The organism is Rhodoglobus vestalii, assembly GCF_006788895.1.
Classification (GTDB): domain Bacteria; phylum Actinomycetota; class Actinomycetes; order Actinomycetales; family Microbacteriaceae; genus Rhodoglobus; species Rhodoglobus vestalii.
Genome location: NZ_VFRA01000001.1, coordinates 2,367,445 through 2,387,409 on the forward strand (window position 1 = coordinate 2,367,445; position 19,965 = coordinate 2,387,409).

Below are 19,965 nucleotides of genomic sequence, written 5' to 3' on the forward strand. Positions count from 1 at the left end.
CTAGTTACTCTCGCGTAGGGTGACAATGGCGGCCGCTTCCCCGAAGAACGCTGCCGTGGCCCTGTGGCGTCGGTTCAGGAGCCATGCTGTTCTGATCGCAGCAGTATCGGAGGCAATCACTAGGTCGAAATGCCCGGCTGTTTTTGCCGGCTTTCTGCTGTAGGCCCGCGCAAAAGTGCGGGATGGGTCCGTTGCACTGAGGGAATTGATCAGTCGACCGACTGGGGACTTTGCCAGTGTTGGGCGCAATTTCTGCGCACCCACCGCCGACAGAAGTCGGTCGACGAGAGGCACAGAATCTGCTCGCAGGGAGTGGATAATCGCGTTGCGGGCGTAAGTTTTCTCGGCGTGCTTCACGGGATCGAGCGTCGCGATCGTGAGCACGACGTCGCATTCGGCGGCGGCGGCGATTACTTCGGCAAGTCCCGCGGTTGCGAACTGTGACTCGAGTCTCTCAACTGCCTCAGCATCATTGGCCACTAAGAGGAGAGCATTCAGAGTTGTCATTGATGGCCGCTCTCTGACATTGTCTGACGAGTCAATTCTGATATCCGTGGTTCGAGTTGTCTCAGTCGCTCGAAGCGAACCGCTGACTTTCGTGCCTGAGCCTGCGCGTCTGCGTCTGCGTCTGAGTCGAGTGCCATCATGCCTAATGCAACGATCGACTCCGCGAAACTTTTTGCGGAAACCTCCTCCGCGGCGACCCATCGTGGATAGTCCTGCAGGACTGTTGTGGACGCTGTCTCGGGGTGGTGCAGCGACGCAATGGGGAGTCCGGTCCCTGCGTACTCGTAGACTTTCCCGCTTGAAATATATTCGCTCTGCCCAAGGACGAGAAGCAGCGCGTCGAAACGGGAATAGACCTCGGCAACTTGTGTCTTGCTGACGATTCCCATGTAGCGAACGCCATCGGCGGCGTAGCTCTCGATGAGTTCAAGCATCTGGGCGTTGGGCGCTGAGTAGTGTCCAAGACGACCATGGATTTCGAAAACTGCATTTGCCAAGACAGGGCAGTGCTTGCGCGCTTGCCGCCATCCTTCGAGGGTCTCGTGAACAGGCATCGGGCCATAGATCGTGCCAAGGTATCCGAATATGAGGCCGTCCGGCGAAGACACGCGATCGACTTGTCCCTGCAGGAATTCTGGATCAAAACCGTTGGTGACAACATGGAACTTGGGTGCGTCAGTGGGGAACTCTCGGGCGTGCCACTGGAGAATGGGCTTGTTGACGAACCAGACTTCGCTCGCGCTCTTGAGCAGCCTTTTCTCCCAGCGAGCTGACCGTGACGATCGCGATCCGATGCGCGAGCCGCGGTACATGTCGAGGTGCCATGTGTCGCGGTAGTCCATTACATAGGGGATGCCGTGGCTTTTATTGAGGTAGTAGCCGGGCAGGAAGTCGATGTTCGGGTTTGCCGTGCCAATGACGAGGTCGACTGGTATATTGCGGTGAACCTCGCGAGCGGCGGCAACCAATGGGCGGCGCCAGGCACCGTATCGCGGCTCCGGAAATGCAGAGCTTTCGCCCAGCGACTTGAGAAAGCTCCACAGCAGGGGCGACGCGACGCGAAGGCGTGTCCACTGCGACAGATTGGTCTCTCCTCGTGAGAGGTCGAAGGGAACTCTAACAACCGTGATCGAGGAGTGAATCTGCTGTTCAGCGAGTTCGTCCGTGCCGGTGAGCGAAGCGAACGTTTCCCGAGTGGCGGTAAGCACAGTAACGCGCCATCCTGCTTCAGCGTAGGCATTTGCGGTAGCCAATGCTCGGTACATTCCTGCACCGCGAGCGGGGGGATAGCCCCAAGCGACATAGAGCAGGTGAGGTTTACGCATTGGAGTACTCAGTGAATTCCGGTCAGTGAAGTCTGCGAGCAACTGCTGCTGCAGTGTGCTGCGGATCGTAGGCAGGCACTCATGAACCCTACTATTGAACTATGGCACCGCTCCGGATTCTCTGCATTTCATTTTCTCCAATTGAACGCGACGCGCGTATCCTTCGACAGTTGGGAATTCTCGCGGAATTCGGTTACGTCACAACGGTTGGCTATGGTTCTCGACCGGCGGATGCTGCGGCGCACGTCGAGGTGCCGTCGAATCTCCCTTCGCTGCCGCAAACGCTGGGTGGCGTAGCGCTGTTAGCTCTTCGTCAGTGGTCGCGCGCCGAACTCGCCGCTCCTGCGGTGCAGTTTGCGATCACAGCGCTCTACGGTGAACGATTTGACCTAGTAGTTGCGAACGATGCGCGCGCGATTCCTGCCGCTCATGCGCTGGCTCACGGGGCCCCGGTGTGGTCAGATCTCCATGAGTGGGCACCTGAGGAGCGCACTCACGTGCTTTCTTGGCGACTATTGGTCGCGCCATTGATGCGACATATTTGCGCGAGATATCTTTCCCGGTCCGCTGCGTCATCAACGGTGTGTGACTCAATCGCTGGGCTCTACGAACGCGACTACGGAGTTAGGCCGACCGTCGTACGCAACTCAACACATTGGCGCCAATTGGAGCCGTCTACTGCGGACGCGTCAACAATAAGAATGGTGCATAGCGGTGCCGCTATACATGGCCGCAATCTTGAAGCGATGATCGATGCCACCCGAGAGTTGGGCGAGGGCTATTCGCTGGATCTTTTTCTTGTCGAAGGTGGTGATGGGGGCGCCTATCTTCGAAAGTTGAAGGCGCGAGCTGGCGAATTAGGCTCAATCCGATTTAACCCTCCTGTAACTCCGGCTGAGCTGCCCGGGGTGCTTAATCAGTTCGACATTGGCGTATTTTGGATACCGCCAACGCACACTAATGCGCGGTACACCCTCCCGAATAAGTTCTTTGATTATGTACAAGCGCGACTTGCGATTGCGGTTGGGCCGAGCATCGAGATGCAGCAGCTCGTCGAGAGCAAGCAGCTCGGAGTCGTCAGCGATGGCTTCAGCGTTACCGAGTGCGTAGCCTCGATTCGGTCACTCACCCCCGCCGAGATCGCTCGCACAAAATTACGCGTTGACGCGGCGTCGCGAGAGCTTAGTTTCGAACGCGATGGCGAAGTAATGCGCACCATTGTTCGGGGCGCGACCCTCGCAGACGCGACGTCCGAATGAGCGAGGTCAGGCACTGGATCCGTCGAGTGATTTTTCGGATCAAGAACGGCGTGAAGCGCCTCATTATTGGCCTCATTCTGTCGTTGCCGACTCAAGTCCAACTGCGCGTTCTGCCGTCTTCGCAGCGGTACGACTCGTCGTTAGTTCCGATGCCCGAGAACCTCGGCTCCCACTCTCGGTCGCGATTAATGATCGCGCCGGCAAACTCAGCAGGGCAAGGTTGGGCTTGGGCGCAAGCAGTGAATAGGTATTCCTCTGGCGCAACCGCAACGAATATGGCGGTCGTGGGCCCCCAAGACTTTGGATTCGGCTGCGGCGAGCCGGTCCCGCTCGGCGCGTATCGATGGTCAAGACGCTGGCACGAGGTGCAACGTGAAGCAGTGACGAGTCAATTCACGCATGTGCTCGTCGAGTCAGATCGGCCGCTGTTTGGCGATGCGCAGTTACGCACTGCTGAGGCAGACATCGACGAACTTGTCGCTGCAGGTCTTTCTGTCGGGTTGCTTTTTCATGGAAGCGACATCCGGTTGCCGAGTCGCCACGCGGCGCGGATGACGTGGTCTCCGTTCCATGGCGAACGATGGTCGTTGACACCGGCTTTAGAGCAACGTGCCCGTGAACTTCAGTCCCGGCTCGCGAACTCCGCTCTGCCCATCTTTTTTTCTACTCCTGACCTAGCGCTCGACGTGCCTCAAGGTCGCTGGTTGCCTGTCGTTGTTGACCCGTCGATCTGGGAGCTGGGACTACCTGTGTTCTCTCACGGCGGCGTTCCGGTTGTGGCGCATGCGCCGAGTAAGGCTGCGGTTAAGGGCTCGGATCTCGCAGATCCGGTGATGAAGAAGCTTGAAGCTGAAGGGCTCATTCGTTACGTTCGTGTCGAGCACGTACCGGCAGGTGAGATGCCAGCGGTGTATACCTCAGTCGATATTGTTCTCGACCAATTCAGTTTGGGCATTTACGGCGTTGCGGCATGTGAGGCAATGGCTGCTGGTCGCATTGTTGTGTCGTTTGTTTCTCATCAAGTGCGCGATTTCGTTTCGGAAGAGACCGGTCTCTCTCTGCCGATTATTGACTTGTCTCCTAGCGCTATTGAGTGCGAAATGCGTGTGCTGTTGGCCGACCGAGACCGGATGCTCGAGCACGCGCGCCGGGGCCCAGAGTTTGTAAGAACGGTACACGACGGGCAATTGAGCGCACGGGTATTGTCTGATTTTCTCGAACCCTAGGTGGTCAGTGCAGATGTTGGGTGGATGCCAGCTCAAGGTTCGTGCCGAAGAATTCGCTTGCTAGAGTCGCGAGAGTGCGCCGAAGGGTGGGCCTTACTAGGTCTTCGAAGCAGTCAATGGGAAGCGAGTGGCAAGGTCAATGAACAGAGTGATTGCAACGGTTCTTTCCTGGCTGCCGGAACGATTGAGCTCGGTACTGCGGGCGAAGCAGTATCGATACCGACTCACCGACGTTCCTTCAGCCCCTCAAGCTCAAAACACGCGGATTAGGTTGTACATCGCTCCAGTTAATTTCGCGGGTCAGGGCTATCAATGGGCGCGAGCTGCCGAGAGACTGCCTGACGTTTCGGCAGTAAACATGCAATACGTGAAAGCGGGAGACTTTGGCTATCCTGCCGACAATTCGGTACCCGTCAACATCACAAGATTTTCTCGACCGTGGCAGGAGAGGCAGTTCGAGGCAGTCTGCCAGAACTTCTCGCATGTGATTGTTGAAGCAAACCGCGCACTATTCGGAACTCTGTTCGACGCCGATGTTGAGTCGGAAATTCGTGCGTTGCAGGCACGAGGCGTGAAGGTCGCCGCAGCATCCCACGGAAGTGACTTAAGACTGCCGAGCAGGCACCAGAAAATCGACCAGTGGTCTCCGTTCAACGAGCCGGCCTGGGCGCTGATCCCGAGCCTCGAAGAAAAGGCGTTATTGACACGCCGAGTGCTCTCGGCAACCGGGATTCCTGTTTTCGTACCGACGCCAGAACTGCTCCTCGACTGGCCGGAAGCGCAGTGGCTGCCCATCGTGGTCGATGTCGAACGATGGTCGCGTGATGATGCCGTGCTTCGGGAGCCTCGACTGCGAATCGTCCATGCGCCCTCCAAAGATGTGGTTAAGGGCACCCACCTTATTGAGGAGAGCATGCGTCGCCTTCAGGATGAGGGAGTTGTCGAGTATAGGGTTGTTCGGGGGGTTCCAGCCGCTGAGATGCCTCGTGTCTATGGTGACGCCGACATCGTAATTGACCAGTTTCGAATTGGAACTTACGCGACGGGAGCAATTGAAGCGATGGCTGCTGGTCGTATCGTGATTGCGCACTTGCATGATCAGGTCCGCGCTCACGTGCGGGAGAATTTCTCTTTGGAGATACCGATCGTTGAAGCTATGCCGGACTCGATTGAGGCAACAATCCGCGATATCGCTGCCAATCGTGGGCACTACCTGCCCTTTGCCTCAGCCGGTCCAGAATTCGCCCGAGCGCTGCACGATGGTGAGGTTAGCTCGCACGTTCTCGCGACCTTTCTCGACTAATTAGAGGCTCTGCTGTGCGCCGTCTCGGGTTGGGGGTGCTGCGTGCTCGAAATCCAGCCCGAAGTGGTTTACAGTGGTAGCTGGCTTGGGGGGTCGTATATTCATGATCAGTCGCACACACTCAGTTCACGCCGTCGCGGTTCGGCGAATTGTGCCGATGGCGGTTGTCATTGGCCTCGTCATCTCTCTGATGGGGGCTTTTGGAGTAATTAGTGCTCAGAGCGTTGCCGCCTACACCGGGTCAGAGTTTAAGCCCGGGCTGATAATTAGCGATTCCGAGTTCTACAAATCTGATGCCATGTCCGACGCGCGAATTTAGACTTTTCTGGATGACATGGTTGGCAAGTGTGACAGCACGAAGGATCGCTGTCTCAATGTTCCTGTGCACACGATGTCCTCGCGAGCGGAAGAGATCTCGCAGACTACGGGTGACCTCATTTGTGCGCCTTTCGCGGGCGGAACACGTCTCTCCGCAGCGAGAATTATTTATCGCGCACAGGTAGCCTGCGGAATTAGCGCGAAAGTCATCTTGGTCACGCTCCAGAAGGAACAGGGGCTCGTCACCGAGACTGGTCCCAGTGCGACTCAGCTTAATCGGGCCATGGGCATGGCATGCCCGGACACTGCGCCGTGTGCGGAGTATGCGCTTGGTTTCGGAAACCAAGTTTATTTGGGCACTCGCCAACTGAAAGCCTATAAAGCGGCGAATTTTCGGATGCAACCGGGTGTTCACACCATCCAATATCATCCCAACACTTCCTGTGGCAGTTCGAGCGTGAGAGTGCAAAACTATGCGACAGCGGCCCTCTACAACTACACCCCCTATCGCCCGAACACAGCGGCCCTCAATAATTTGGGTTCGTACGGCGATAGTTGCTCGAGCTACGGAAACAGAAACTTTTGGGACTACTACTATTCGTGGTTTGGAAACCCCAATGACATTTCTCCATCGGGAGTTGCAGTAGACCGAATCGGCGGGGCCGACCGCTATGCGGTATCCGTAGGCGTGTCACAGTCTGAATTTTCTTCGGGAGTGCCAGTCGTTTACATCGCAACAGGTCAAGTCTTTTCTGATGCGCTGAGTGCCGGCGCTGCTGCTGCTCATGATGGTGGACCGCTTCTGCTAGTCAGAAAAGGTTCGATTCCGGCTGAGGTTCGCGCGGAGATCGTACGCCTTGCACCAGCACAGATCGTGGTGGCGGTTGGACCTGGGTCGGTGTCCGATACTGTCTATGCTGAGCTCGCCGGACTCACGCCTGAGATACGCCGTGAATCTGGAATCGACAGGTACGAAGCGTCACGCAATATAGCTTCGGGATCCTTCGGCGGGGACGGCGCAACGATTGCGTATTTGGCTACAGGAAAGACATTCCCGGATGCACTATCTGCCAGCGCGGCCGCCGGGTCTCTAGGGGCTCCAGTGATCCTCGTTAACGGCACCAGCGGAAGCATCGATGCAGCAACAGCCGAATTGCTTGCAGACCTCGGCGTTTCTGATGTTCGAATCGCGGGCGGACCAGCGTCGGTGAGCGAAGGAATCAAAAATTCCATCGCCGTGCTCCCCGGAATGGCAAGCGTTGCTCGATTTGGCGGTGCAGATAGGTACGCGGTATCGCAGGCAGTCAACAGCGATGCGTTTTCGTCGGCGACGACGGCGTATGTCGCTTCAGCCACGGTGTTCTCTGATGCGCTCTCTGGTGGACCGGTCGCGGGAATTACTTCTTCGCCGCTCTACGTAGTGAAGTCGACTTGTGTACCGAAGTCGGTATTGCAAGACATGATCGACTTGGGTGTAACGCGGATGGTTATTCTGGGCGGCCCAGCAACACTCTCCAGCAGGGTTGTCTCGTTTACCAACTGCACCTAACACCGACCTGAATCCGGCCATAGACTGGCGGGGTGAGAATTTTGGTTACGGGCGGCGCGGGCTACATCGGAGCACACACCTCCCGACTCTTGGCAGAACGCGGCGACTACGTGCTCGTCGTTGACGACCTCGTTACCGGTTCCCGAGATCGCATCCCTGAGATTCCTGTGGTGTCTCTCAATATTGCGAATGGCTCAGCTGAGCAGCTAGAGGGCCTGATGCGCGAGCACCGCATCGACGCGGTCATCCACTTTGCGGCTCAAAAACGGGTAGGCGAGTCTGTAGAAAAGCCAGCCTGGTACTACGAGCAAAACGTGGGCAGCGTTGCGCAATTGCTTTTGGCAATGCAAGCGGCCGAGGTTCGCAAACTCGTGTTCTCTTCGTCGGCTGCCGTCTACGGCGAAGCCTCGGGGGCAATCGCCGAGGATGCACCCACTCACCCGATCAATCCCTATGGCGCTACCAAACTGGTCGGGGAACAGCTCATCAGCGCATCATCACGCGCGTGGCCTCTGCGTGCCGCCAGCCTCCGGTACTTCAACGTTGGCGGGGCTGGCAGCCCAGAACTGGGCGACACACAAGCGCTCAACCTCATCCCGATCTGCTTCGAACAGATCGCAGACAACAAACCGCCCCTAATTTTCGGGGACAACTACGACACCCTTGACGGCACCTGCGTTCGTGACTACGTGCACGTCAGCGACGTGGCAGAAGCGCACCTTGCCGTGCTTGATGCTCTGCCAGACCTGCCGGGCAACACCATGCTCAACATCGGCACCGGTGTGGGAACGACCGTGCGTCAGATGGTGGATGCAATTCTGCACGTGTGCGGCAGCGACCTCACTGCCGAAGTTCTTGACCGCCGCGCGGGAGACCCCGCCGCGGTCGTCGGCGTTGTGGACAGCATCCGTGAACTCACCGGATGGAGCGCGCGCTACACCGTCAGCGACATTGTGGAATCCGCATGGCAATCACGGCAGCACTTCAACGCAATCTCTGCACGCCGGTAACGAGTCGAACTGCGCTCGGAACGACTCTAGCTACACGGACGGGTGAGGTTTCGAGTCCAAAGCGTTCCGCCAACTGAGCTCCCGCGCGGCTTTCACACAGCACACCACGAAGGTCAGCCAACCAAACTCAATCAATAGTGAGCTCTCTCCAAACGCACTCACGATAAGCACGAGAAGCACCAACGCGGGCCACGCAAACACGATGCTGCGTCGGCGCGACGCAAGCAACCACGAGCGCACAAAGGCAAGCCCGAGAAGTCCCACAAAAATGAGGAAACCAACCAGTCCCAGCTGAAACCAGACATCGAGATAGGCGTTGTGCGCCGAATCGGGAACCCGACCACCAAAATTGGCGAATGCCGTAAAGGGTGCAAGATCGGAATTCCACGGGCCAATCCAGCCCCACCCCTCAAGGCGGTGAGTTTCGCCCAACGACCAGAGTTGCCGCCACACCCTCAGCCGATAGGCGAGATCGCCGCTCGCATCAAACGAGGCAACAATCGAAACGCGCGACAGCCAGCTGATGAAGGCAACGGAGGCAACGAATCCGATCAACACGAACTGCCAGTACCTTCGCCGACCCGACGGAACTCGCCGCAGCCCATACAGTGCCACGCTCGCAGCAAGAACAATCAGCGCAGTACCGAACGCGAGAGGAGATTGCGAAAGCACAAGCACAGCGCCCGCAAGGACGAGTGATCCGATTGCGTATCCGCGCCGCAAGGACTGCGTGCGGAGTTCGGTAGCGAAGGTGATGAGGGCAATTACTGCGATGATGCCCAGTTGATTTCGGGCCCCAAAAAGACCTTGAATCGGGTCGGTAGTGCCGAGATTTCCTGCAATTGAGAGGGCCCTAAGCGAAGTGTCAAAGACAAGCCCGGTCAGGATCTCAAGGCCGACAGACACCACCAAAACAAACCGCATCACATCACCAAAAGTGCGAACGATCTGGATGGTGTCGCGAACCAGTGCGATATAGATCCCCAGCACCGTGAAGATGAGGAGATAGCTGAGTGCGGCTAGGGAGGCCCACTGGTACTGACTCCACAAAATTGTGAGCCACGCCCAGAAGGTGAATGCCATCAACGAAATTGGAACGAGAGCACGCCACCCGATGTTGCCCCACTGGGCGGCAAGCGATGCCGCGACAAGAACCACAAGGCTCACCAAAATTGCAAGCAGACCCGCGGTACCGATCGTGTGGCGAAGTGCGAAAGCACAGAGCGCCACGCCAACTATTGCGGTAGAGAGGACCGACGACACCCGGGCGGACCCAAGGATTACAGCAGCCGTATCGATGACAACCCGGAAGTGGGGCGGAGGCTGAATCATGGGGTGCGCACCATCCAATCGGGTCGCTTTGTCTTGACCGCAATAATCACCAGCAGCGCGAGCGCGTACTCACCCAGCAGCCGGCTCTCTGGGATGCTCTGCACAATCAGCGCCACCATCACCAAGACCGGTAGCAGCGTGAGGGCTGAATATGGTTGCCCGAGGCCGCGCGCCGAGCGCGGGCGATCCACAGCAGCAAGCCAAGCCCGCAACAGGGTCGAGAGCACGAGAGCACCAAAGACCACCACACCGACAATACCGAGTTGCAGCCACAGATCAAGCCAGGCGTCATGCGCCTGAACCTGCACAACACCGTTGCGAACAACAAGACCCTCAAACGGCTCAACCCAGGGCATCCAGACACTGATCCAGCCCCAACCAAACGTTGGCCGCTGCTGGGCAAGCCCGATGACCGTCTGCCAGATCTCGGCGCGGCCGGTGAGATCACTGCTCCTTCCGAGAAGCTCAAAAATTGTGCCACGAAGCGCGAGCCCTGCGCCGATACCGGCAGCAACCAGCGCAATAAAGCCAACAACGCTCCACCGTCGAGCGGCATCAGTGCGACGGCTGCGGATGACGAGCAGCCCCACCACCGTGACAGCGACAGCCGCGAGCGCCACCGTCACCGTCGCAGAACGCGTAAAAAATAACGTGAGGGCGGCGAGCGCGATCCACGTAATCGACCACCGCTTGTTGATACTGCCGGTGGCCCACTGGATGGAGAAGGCAATCACCGCCAGAAGAGCCAAGAATCCGAGATGGTTGGCATTGCCGACAATGCCCTGAATGCGCCCATCGCCGAAGGTCTCAAACAGCTCATTTCGCGACCACAAAAGCATTGTGGGCACGGTGTCGTAACCGGGCACGGCAACCTCAGGCTGCGCCGTCCACGGCAAAATCGGGCTGCGCACAATCGTGGCGATGACAAGCTCAAAAAGCAGGGAGACCGCAATCAGGATGCGCAGCACCCGCGCTAGCCCGTTGAGCAGTTCCTGCCACGTAAAGCTGATAGCCAGAGCGAGTGCGCCCAACACGGTGAGCCAGGTCGAGAACAACCCCAAAGCGCTTGCAGCCGGGTACTGTGACCACGCAAGCGAGACAGTGGCCAACGCCATAAAAACGACGAACGGGTACGGCAGCCCGCCGATACTCCAGCGGTGACGCGCTTGCACCAAGATCACTGCGGATGCTGCAGCGAGCGCGACCGCGAGAGCAACAAAGGCACCCCAGCCGACCGAATACCGCCACGCATCCCCACCAAAGAGAATCAGTAGCGACAGAACGAGAAACCAGGTGCGCGCCCTCGGGTGCTCAATCAGTCGCATTACGCAAGATTAGACGAATGCTGCCTTGCCTGTGATCGCACGGCCCACGATGAGAATATTCATTTCGCGTGTTCCCTCATACGAGTAGATCGCTTCGGCATCAGCGAAGTGACGCATCACACCGTAGTCGAGAACGATGCCATTGCCGCCGAGCAGTTCGCGGCACCAGGCAACGGTCTCGCGCATCCGGCTGGTCGTATATTCCTTGGCCAACGATGCATGCTCGTCCTTTTGGATACCCTCATCAAGCATTTCGGAGACCCGAGTGACCATGCCGATCGATGCAGTGATGTTGCCGAGGCTCTTAGCGAGGTGCTCTTGAACGAGTTGGTGGCTGCTGATCGGCTTGCCGAACTGGATGCGTTCGCCCGTGTATTTGACGGCAGCTTCGTAGGCCCCGATGGAGTTTCCCACCGCAGCCCAAGCAACTTCGGCGCGGGTGAGCCGAAGCACGGCGGCAGTCTCACGGAACGTTTGCGACTTCTGCAGACGATTGGCCTCTGGCACGACGACGTTTTCGAGCACAATGTCGGCGTTCTGCACAATGCGAAGCGCCTGCTTGTTCTCAATACGCGTTGCGGAGTAGCCGGGGGTGCTGGTGGGAACGATGAAGCCCTTGACCTGGTTGTCGGCTTCGTCACGTGCCCAAATGATGGTGACGTCGCTGATGGAACCGTTGCCGATCCACCGCTTGGCGCCGTTGATGATCCAGTTGTCGCCGTCGCGCTTCGCAACAGTCTGGAGGCCCTGCGCGGTGTCCGAGCCGGAGAGGGGTTCGGTCAGGCCGAAGGCGCCGAGCAGCTCGCCGGAGGCAAACTTGGGCAGCCACTCATCACGCTGCTCTTGCGAACCGGCAACGCCGATCGATCCCATCACGAGCCCGTTTTGCATACCAACGAGGGTTGCTGCGCTGGCATCCACGCGGGCAAGCTCGAGCGCAACCCAGCCGCGGAACACAGCGGAGTTCTTGAATTGCTGGGTCTCGGCCCAGGGGAGTCCGAAGAGTCCGAGGTCAGCGAGCCCTTTAACGACCACATCGCGATCGAAGAATTCTGCTTTTGCCCAGAGGTCGTTGACGACGGGGCGCACCTCTTTATCGAGAAAGGCGCGCAGCTTCAGGATCGTGTCCTTCTCTTGATCGGTGAGGGCGTTCTCGTAGCCGTAGAAGTCGCTGCTGAGGGTCTCAAATGACATAGTCGTCGCTCCGTTACTTGTCGAAATCATTGCGAGCCTAAAGCGTGAGCGCCCGTCGCTTCTAGACGGTTGGTACTTTGGTCTAACGCTTCGAGAAGAGTGGACTGAATGTTTGTAGGCATCACTAATACCCCGCGCGATTATGCGTGGGGTTCTGCCGGAGAAATTTCGGCACTGCTGGGATCAGAACCGACCGGGAAACCCGAAGCGGAACTCTGGCTTGGCGCCCACGGCGGCTCCCCGAGCATGATTATCGATCCCACTCAGGTCGACGGCGCGCAGGACCTGGCCGAGCTAGTCGCCCGCGACGGCGCGACAATTCTCGGTGACGGCGTCACCCATCTTCCCTTCCTGCTCAAGGTGCTCGCCGCCGGGGCACCTCTCTCACTTCAGGCGCACCCAACCCCCGAACAGGCGGCCGAGGGTTTTGCGCGTGAGAACGCGGCAGGCGTGCAGCTGACGGCATCGAATCGCAACTACAAAGATGCCTCAGCCAAGCCAGAACTCATTGTTGCGGTGAGCGACGCGTTTGAGGCGCTGTGCGGTTTTCGGGCAATGGCCGACACCCGAGCATCCATTGAACGACTTGCCGAGTTGGATGCCGCAAGCACCAATCCACAGCCAGCACTGTTCACCGAGTGGTTGGCTTTCGCTCGCGACGACTCCGATCTGCGGGCACTGTTCGAATGGCTCATTTCGGCTGAGCGCCCTGTGCCAGAGCTTGTGGAACGAGTCACCGCGCTCGCGGCAGCGGCAGGAGAAGAGTTTGCGCTCGTGCGGACTCTTGCGGGACACTACGCGGGCGACCCCGGTGTGTTGATTGCACTCATGCTCAACCATGTGACGCTGACCAAGGGACAGGCGTTGTTCTTGCCGGCGGGCAACATCCATGCCTATCTGCGCGGTCTCGGTATTGAGTTGATGGCGTCGTCAGACAACGTTCTGCGCGGCGGTCTTACCCCTAAGCATGTGGATGTTCCCGAACTCTTGAGCGTCCTGGATTTCTCGGCGAGCCCGGTGCCATACCTGACACCCAAGGTGCTCAGCGACACTGCCACCGTCTTTCTGCCGCCCGTGCGCGATTTTCAGTTGCTCGTAGTTACCGGAGCGGGCTCAGCCACACTTCTTGGTGCAGCAATCGCTATCTGCACCGCTGGCTCGTTCACAATGCGCGGCCAAACGGCGTCGACGAGTATTCACAGAGGAGAGGCGAGCTTCGTGACCGCAAGTGAGGGCACGATCAGTATCGATGGCTCGGGAACGCTCTATTTGGCGACAGTCCAATAGTTTTCGTACCCAAAACGGGTGTCGGATGGGGCAAACATGCTGCAAAAAGATGTAGGTAAACGTACCCTTTAGTGATTGACCCAAAGTTTCACAGCAATGGGCAGTCCACGGGGGGACGTTCACGATGAGTAAAAGTCGCAGTAAGTTCAGGGCGCTGGCCGCAGTCGTTGCGGGCTTTGCCCTCGCTAGCACGCTCATTATCGCGCCTAGCCCTGCTCCAGTGGCGGCGGTCACCGGGTCAGAGTTTAACGCTGGCAACATCATCAGCGATTCGTTGTTCTACGACGGCCAGGCGATGACGCGCAGCGAGATCCAGGCGTTCCTCAACTCAAAGATCGGCACTTGTTCCAATGGTCGTTGCCTTAACGTCCTCACTGCGTCTGTGGCTAGCCGAGCCAGGGACGTTTCGCAGACAACGGGAAATTTGATCTGTGAGGCATTCAGCGGCGGAACTCTCAGCGCTGCTGAAATTATTTATCGAGCGCAAGTCGCGTGCGGGATCAGCGCGAAAGTTATCTTGGTTACACTCCAAAAGGAGCAGGGTTTAGTAAGCGCTAAGGCCCCAGGTGAAGCAGCACTCGATCGTGCGATGGGTATGGCGTGCCCGGATACCGCTCCATGTGCTGCCTACGCACTCGGGTTCGGCAACCAGGTTTATTTGGGCGCGCGGCAACTCAAGGCTTACAAAGCTGCAGCGTTTGCGAAGCAGCCCGGAGTGCATCAAATCCAGTATCACCCAAATACGTCGTGCGGTAGCAGCTCTGTCAACATCGTGAATTACGCTACCGCGGCGCTCTACAACTACACGCCGTACCGGCCAAACGCGGCGGCCCTAGCCAACCTAGGCGGAACTGGAGATGCCTGTTCGTCATATGGAAACCGAAACTTCTGGTGGTTCTACGCCAATTGGTTCGGCGGCTCCTTTGAGTCCACGATTGTGTCAACGGATACCCTTTCTCATGTGCTTGCGCGCTCGATTTCGGGCTCACTTTCGATGTTCCAGCCCGACTCGAAGGGGCGAATTGCTCAGGCTGAGAACATTGGTTCGGGATGGGGCACAATGGCATCGATCATTCCTGCTGGCGATGTGGACGGCGATGGCCATCGCGACATTCTTGCGATCGACGGCGCTGGCCGCATGTGGCTCTATCCCACAGACGGAGTCGTCGGTTGGAAGCCGCGCGTTCAAGTTCCCGGAGACTGGGGCCGCTACACCTCGGTCTTTAGCGCCGATAGATTCGACGGCGATGACTGGGCCGACTTGATGGCAATCGACGCTGACGGCAAACTTCTCTTCTTCGGTGGCACGGGTCGAGGTTCGTTTACAGAACCGCGTCAGATAGGCCACGGGTGGGGCAACCTCACTCAGGTCTTCTCTGCAGGAGACTTCGAAGGCGACGGAAATGTTGATGTCATCGCCCGCGACACTGCAGGAGCCTTGCGTCTCTACCGTGGGAACGGCGCAGGAGGCTGGAAGGGGTCGTACAAGATCGGCCACGGCTGGTCGAAAATGCAGGCAATTTTTGCCGCTGGAGATTACAACCGAGACTCGGCCAACGATGTGTTTGCCCGCGACAGCGACGGGGCAATGTGGGTTTACTTGGGTAACGGCCGCGGGAGGTGGCTGGGCCGAGTAGGAATACCTGGAAACTGGGCCGACTACGACTTTGTCGCAGGAGCCGGCCCTGCCGCAGGAAACAGATATGTCATCCCGCCAGGATTTGGTGACTTCAACGCGGATGGAACGGCAGACATAGTTGCACGTACCAGCAGCGGTAAGGTGCTGCTTTACCCGTCAAATGGCGTTGGCTCGTGGAAATCGATGGTAAACACCGGCGAAAACTTTGCTAGTGCGACCGCACTGGTGTCGATTGGTGACCTCACTCGCGACCGGAAGCCAGACTTGCTTTCACGAGATGCTGCCGGGGGCCTCTGGCGCTACTCAGTCGCGACGGACGGAACCCTGAGCGCTCCAGCCAGTCTTGGCACTGGCTGGGATGCATACGTCACGATGCTGGCAGGCGGAGATCTAAACAATGACGGTATTCCCGATCTTCTCGCTGTGAATGCCGACGGGGTACTAATGCGTTTCCTAGGAGAATCGGATGGCACGTTTGATGCCGGAACTCAAGCCGGGCACGGCTGGGGCTCCATGACCGCCATCTTCAACATTGGAGACTTTGATAGTGACGGCAATACTGACCTCGTAGCTCGGAAGGCTGACGGCGATCTCTTGCTCTACGGCGGCAACGGCGCGATGAAGTGGAATTCGCCAGTCACAATCGGCAGCGGCTGGGGCAAAGCAACCGCTATCGTCGGGCCGGGAGACTTCGATGGCGACGGAAATGTTGACGTCATCGCTCGCTTCTCAGACGGTCTTTTGCGCGTGTATGCGGGTAACGGCAATGGAGGTTGGAAGAAGTCATACATCGTCGGCAGCGGGTGGAACGGCATCGACTGGATCGGCTAGCCGACGCAGTAACCTCAACCTATGTTCGCTAAACGCATCCTCGGCTTTGCGGGGCTGCCGTTTCTGTCGCTGATCACCCCTTTTCTGTTCCTGCCCATTTTGGCGAGAGTTGCCGGCGCAGACGCGTGGCTTGCCATCGCGGTCGGCCAGTCCAGCGGTGGCTTCTTTGCGCTCATCGTGGCGCTCGGCTTCAACACGGTCGGGCCACCGCTGATTGCGCTGGCCGAGCCGAGCATCCGCCCTCGACTGCTGGTGACCAGCATTCATGCGCGCGCGCTCGTGTGGCTACCGAGCGCGATTGTTGCCGCCGTCATCGCCAGTGTGGTGTCACCCAGCGACTACCGTGTGGATGCGGCGGTCATGGCAATCGCGATGAGCCTTACCGGACTATCGAGTGCCTGGTTCATGATCGGTTTGGGCCGTGCCAGCCTGATCGCGATCTACGAGATTTCGCCGCGAATTGTCGCAACAGTGATCGCCGCCATCGTGGTGCTGAACGCGGGTGATGTGCTCTGGTATCCCGCCCTTCTCGTCGTGGCGTCACTGGTGAGCGTGAGCCTATTCGCCCTCCGTACCGCGGGCTTCACCGAGCTGAAGCGCCGCGATCGTCACGCGATCCGTGAAGTCTTTCGCGCAAACCGCTCGGCGGTCACCACCGAGGTCGCCGGTGGCGCCTACAACTCCTTGGCCGTCACCTTCGTGGGTGCGGCCGCAACCACCGCGCAGGCAGCAGCCTATGTTTCGGGCGACAAGCTGTACCGTATTGGTCAGTACTCCGTGTCGGCGCTCGGCAACGCACTCCAGGGTTGGGTTGTTGAAGCCGGCGACACAGAATTTGCGCACCGCATCCGACGCTCCCTGCTGGTGCATGGGGCACTCGGGTTTGCCGGCCTCACCATGTTTGCCGTCCTCGGCCCGTGGCTCTCTGAGATCCTCTTCGGTGCCGAAGTCGCCATCGACCGGGCCACCGCCCTCGGCCTAGGCGTCGCAACCCTAGGAATCGCCCTCGGCACGTCCCTGGGGCGCATCACCCTCGTCGGAATGGGCGCCCGCCGCCAATTCATGGTGAGCGTCCTGCTCGCAGCCGCTGTCGGAGTGCCAGCCATTCTGGCGCTCAGCGCAACCTACGGGGCTGCAGGCGGCGCGTGGGGGCTCGCAATCGGCGAAACCGTGTCGGTGTGCACCCAAGCCCTGTTCGTGTGGCGCATCCGGGCGAAGGCAGGCGCATTTATTGTGGCGAAGACACAACCGGACGATCCGGCGCGCAAAAGCTAGCCCAACCGACCACCGCGGCAGCTCAGCGCGGCAGCCAAACTTCCAGTAGCGTTGCAACGGCCGAAGCATGGTTTCGGTACCCGGCCAGCTCCGGTCGCGACGAAGAAAGACAACTATGAAGCGCGCATTCATCACAGGGATCACCGGCCAAGACGGCCTCTACCTTGCAGAGTTGCTGCTATCGAAGGGCTACAAAGTCTTCGGTCTCATGCGCGGGCAAAACAACCCGAAACGCGAACTGCTGGAGCGGCTCATCCCCGACGTCGAAATCTTGACCGGGGACCTCACCGACCTCTCAAGCCTGATGCGCGCAATGAGCGTCGCCAAGCCCGACGAGTTCTACAACCTCGGCGCAATCTCCTTCGTTGCCTACTCGTGGGAGAACGCTCACCTCACCAGTGAAGTCACCGGCATGGGCGTCCTGAATGCGCTCGAAGCGGTGCGCTTGCATATGGCGGCAACCGGGCAAGAGGTACGGTTTTACCAGGCGTCAAGCTCCGAAATGTTCGGCAAAGTACAGCAAGTGCCTCAAAACGAAGACACCCTGCTGTGGCCCCGCTCACCCTACGGCGTCGCCAAGGTTTATGGCCACTACATGACCATCAACTACCGCGAGTCCTACGGCATGCACGCCTCCTCTGGTGTGCTGTTCAACCACGAATCCCCTCGGCGCGGCCCCGAATTTGTCACCCGCAAAGTCACCCGCGCCGTCGCACGTATCTCCCTAGGGTTGCAAGACACCATCACCCTGGGAAACCTCGACGCCCAACGGGACTGGGGTTTTGCCGGAGACTACGTCGAAGCGATGTGGCTCATGCTGCAGCAGGATGAGCCCGACGACTACGTCATCTCGACGGGCGAAACCCAGAGCATCCGCGCGCTCCTTGATCATGCGTTTGCGGCAGTGGGAATCGATGACTGGAGCAGCTACGTCGAGCTCGACGAGCGATTCATGCGCCCCGCAGAAGTTGACCTGCTCGTGGGCGACTCAGCCAAAGCGCGCGAGCGACTCGGCTGGGAACCGACCGTCAAGTTCCCCGAGCTCATCGCAATGATGGTTGACGCCGATCTGGTCGAGCAGAAAGAGCTTGCCGGCATCAAATGACACGCGCACTGATCACGGGAGTAACCGGCCAAGACGGTTCGTACCTCGCCGAACTTTTGCTGTCGAAAGGCTACGAAGTGCACGGCGTCACCCGGGACGCCGATGAAGCAGTCACGACCGGGGTGATCGCACACGAACTCGACCTCGCCACCGACAGTGCGATCGCAGAACTCATTGCCACTGTTGAACCGAATGAGATTTACAACCTTGCGGCGCTGAGTTCCGTGTACCAGTCGTGGCAGAGCCCTGCACTCACCGCGCGACTGAACGGTGCCGTGGTCGCGGAAATGTTGGCCGCGGTGAAAGTGATCCACGATCGGGGCAAGACCGACATCCGTTTTGTGCAAGCGTCGAGCGCAGAAATCTTTGGTGTGCCCACTGAGTCGCCACAGAATGAGCAGACAACCGTGCGCCCCACGAGCCCGTATGGGGCGGCAAAAGCGTACGCTCACGGCCTCGTTGGGGCCTATCGCACCGCTGGCGTGGCTGCCTCCTCGGTGATTCTGTACAACCACGAGTCGCCGCGCCGGCCTGAGACGTTCGTCACGCGCAAGATCACCGCCGCGGCGGCCCGCATTTCGTTGGGGCTGCAAGACACTCTTGAGCTCGGCAACGTGGATGCACGGCGAGATTGGGGCTGGGCTCCCGACTATGTTGATGCGCTCGTGAGAACAGCACAGCATCTTTTTGCTGACGACTTCGTCATCGCCACCGGTGTCTCGCACTCGGTTCGTGAGTTTGTCGCAGCCGCATTCGCGCGCGCAGGCGTCGATGACTGGCAAGACCGCGTGCGAATCTCAGACACCCTCCTGCGGTCGGGGGATGCCCCACTGCAGTCGGGCGATGCGAGCAAGGCTCGGCAACTTCTCGACTGGTCACCGACGCTCGATTTTGATGGAATTGTCTCAGCGATGGTCGACCATGATCTCGCTTTGCTGAGTTAACGACATCCACGGCGCGCCATAACCCTGAAGTGTTAGTCGAGCCAATTATGATCTGCGACTTGACTCAGACGAACTACACCGGTGTAATTATGTAACGCTATTTGATGCGAAGCATCGAAAGCGGAGGGGAGAGAGACCAGATGGACAACAGCGGATACCGCTCGGGAGTTCCAGACGACTGGTTTGTCGACCCCGTACGACTCGGGGTACCGGGGGTGCGGCAACCACTCGCCGACGAAGACGGCAACGCACTCTCTTGGCAAACAGACTCGCTCTGTGCCCAAACTGATCCCGAGGCATTCTTTCCCGAAAAGGGTGGCTCGACCCGGGACGCGAAGAAGATTTGCTCATCCTGTGAGGTGCGCAGTCAGTGCCTCGAATATGCCCTCCGGAACGATGAGCGATTCGGTATTTGGGGCGGACTATCGGAACGAGAACGCCGCAAGTTGCGCAAGCGCGCCAGCTAAGTATTCCGGGGTTCCAGTGAAGGCAACTCCCAGACTTGCCACACCGCAGCGAGTCGACTGCTAGTGAGC

General features: G+C 58.8%; 17 protein-coding genes. 12 read left to right on the forward strand and 5 right to left on the reverse strand.

Annotated elements, in window-relative coordinates; genetic code table 11:
* On the reverse strand, positions 1-507 hold the full coding sequence (locus FB472_RS11660) for a hypothetical protein (RefSeq protein WP_141991031.1): 507 nt from the start codon (positions 505-507) through the stop codon (positions 1-3).
* Positions 504-1,832 (reverse strand): glycosyltransferase, encoded by a 1,329-nt coding sequence (locus FB472_RS11665; RefSeq protein WP_141991032.1) that lies wholly within the window; start codon positions 1,830-1,832, stop codon positions 504-506. The genes FB472_RS11660 and FB472_RS11665 overlap by 4 nt, the downstream gene beginning before the upstream one ends.
* Before the next feature lie 101 nt (positions 1,833-1,933).
* Between FB472_RS11665 and FB472_RS11670 the strand changes: the two genes are divergently transcribed.
* The 6 genes from FB472_RS11670 (at position 1,934) to galE (ending at position 8,497) form a co-directional block, all read left to right on the forward strand.
* The gene (locus tag FB472_RS11670) at positions 1,934-3,091 is read left to right on the forward strand and encodes a glycosyltransferase family protein (RefSeq protein ID WP_141991033.1); all 1,158 of its coding nucleotides are present in this window, start codon (positions 1,934-1,936) and stop codon (positions 3,089-3,091) included.
* Complete coding sequence (locus tag FB472_RS11675) at positions 3,088-4,317, forward strand: glycosyltransferase family protein (RefSeq protein ID WP_141991034.1); 1,230 nt, start codon at positions 3,088-3,090, stop codon at positions 4,315-4,317. Before FB472_RS11670 ends, FB472_RS11675 begins: the two co-directional genes overlap by 4 nt.
* Before the next feature lie 358 nt (positions 4,318-4,675).
* Entirely contained in the window at positions 4,676-5,620 is a 945-nt protein-coding gene (locus tag FB472_RS11680) for a glycosyltransferase family protein (RefSeq protein WP_141991035.1), read from the forward strand.
* A 103-nt stretch (positions 5,621-5,723) separates the two neighbouring features.
* Positions 5,724-5,939 (forward strand): hypothetical protein, encoded by a 216-nt coding sequence (locus tag FB472_RS11685; protein WP_141991036.1) that lies wholly within the window; start codon positions 5,724-5,726, stop codon positions 5,937-5,939.
* A gap of 456 nt (positions 5,940-6,395) precedes the next feature.
* Positions 6,396-7,487, forward strand: coding sequence for a cell wall-binding repeat-containing protein (locus FB472_RS11690; RefSeq protein ID WP_170192092.1), 1,092 nt, complete (start codon positions 6,396-6,398; stop codon positions 7,485-7,487).
* A 32-nt stretch (positions 7,488-7,519) separates the two neighbouring features.
* Positions 7,520-8,497, forward strand: coding sequence for a UDP-glucose 4-epimerase GalE (gene galE / locus FB472_RS11695; RefSeq protein ID WP_141991038.1), 978 nt, complete (start codon positions 7,520-7,522; stop codon positions 8,495-8,497).
* A 30-nt stretch (positions 8,498-8,527) separates the two neighbouring features.
* On the opposite strand, the gene FB472_RS11700 is transcribed toward galE, so the two are convergent.
* Genes FB472_RS11700 through FB472_RS11710 form a run of 3 tightly spaced genes read right to left on the reverse strand, consistent with a single transcriptional unit; the run spans position 8,528 to position 12,348 of the window.
* Entirely contained in the window at positions 8,528-9,829 is a 1,302-nt protein-coding gene (locus FB472_RS11700) for an O-antigen ligase family protein (RefSeq protein ID WP_141991039.1), read from the reverse strand.
* Positions 9,826-11,154: an O-antigen ligase family protein gene (locus tag FB472_RS11705; RefSeq protein WP_141991040.1), complete on the reverse strand. Its 1,329-nt coding sequence runs from the start codon at positions 11,152-11,154 to the stop codon at positions 9,826-9,828. The genes FB472_RS11700 and FB472_RS11705 overlap by 4 nt, the downstream gene beginning before the upstream one ends.
* Before the next feature lie 9 nt (positions 11,155-11,163).
* Positions 11,164-12,348, reverse strand: coding sequence for an acyl-CoA dehydrogenase family protein (locus FB472_RS11710; protein ID WP_141991041.1), 1,185 nt, complete (start codon positions 12,346-12,348; stop codon positions 11,164-11,166).
* A 108-nt stretch (positions 12,349-12,456) separates the two neighbouring features.
* Between FB472_RS11710 and manA the strand changes: the two genes are divergently transcribed.
* From manA to FB472_RS11740, 6 genes are all read left to right on the forward strand, one after another.
* A complete protein-coding gene (gene manA, locus FB472_RS11715) occupies positions 12,457-13,635 on the forward strand; it encodes a mannose-6-phosphate isomerase, class I (RefSeq protein WP_141991042.1) in 1,179 nt (392 codons plus the stop codon).
* A 124-nt stretch (positions 13,636-13,759) separates the two neighbouring features.
* Entirely contained in the window at positions 13,760-16,105 is a 2,346-nt protein-coding gene (locus FB472_RS11720; protein WP_141991043.1) for an FG-GAP-like repeat-containing protein, read from the forward strand.
* Between the two features lie 21 nt (positions 16,106-16,126).
* A complete protein-coding gene (locus FB472_RS11725) occupies positions 16,127-17,380 on the forward strand; it encodes an oligosaccharide flippase family protein (RefSeq protein WP_141991044.1) in 1,254 nt (417 codons plus the stop codon).
* 115 nt (positions 17,381-17,495) lie between these two features.
* On the forward strand, positions 17,496-18,485 hold the full coding sequence (locus FB472_RS11730; RefSeq protein WP_141991045.1) for a GDP-mannose 4,6-dehydratase: 990 nt from the start codon (positions 17,496-17,498) through the stop codon (positions 18,483-18,485).
* Positions 18,482-19,429 carry a GDP-mannose 4,6-dehydratase gene (locus tag FB472_RS11735; protein ID WP_141991046.1) on the forward strand — a complete coding sequence of 316 codons (948 nt, stop codon included), beginning with the start codon at positions 18,482-18,484 and terminating at the stop codon, positions 19,427-19,429. Before FB472_RS11730 ends, FB472_RS11735 begins: the two co-directional genes overlap by 4 nt.
* Before the next feature lie 140 nt (positions 19,430-19,569).
* Positions 19,570-19,896 (forward strand): WhiB family transcriptional regulator, encoded by a 327-nt coding sequence (locus FB472_RS11740; RefSeq protein WP_141991047.1) that lies wholly within the window; start codon positions 19,570-19,572, stop codon positions 19,894-19,896.
* The last annotated feature ends 69 nt before the right edge of the window (positions 19,897-19,965 follow it).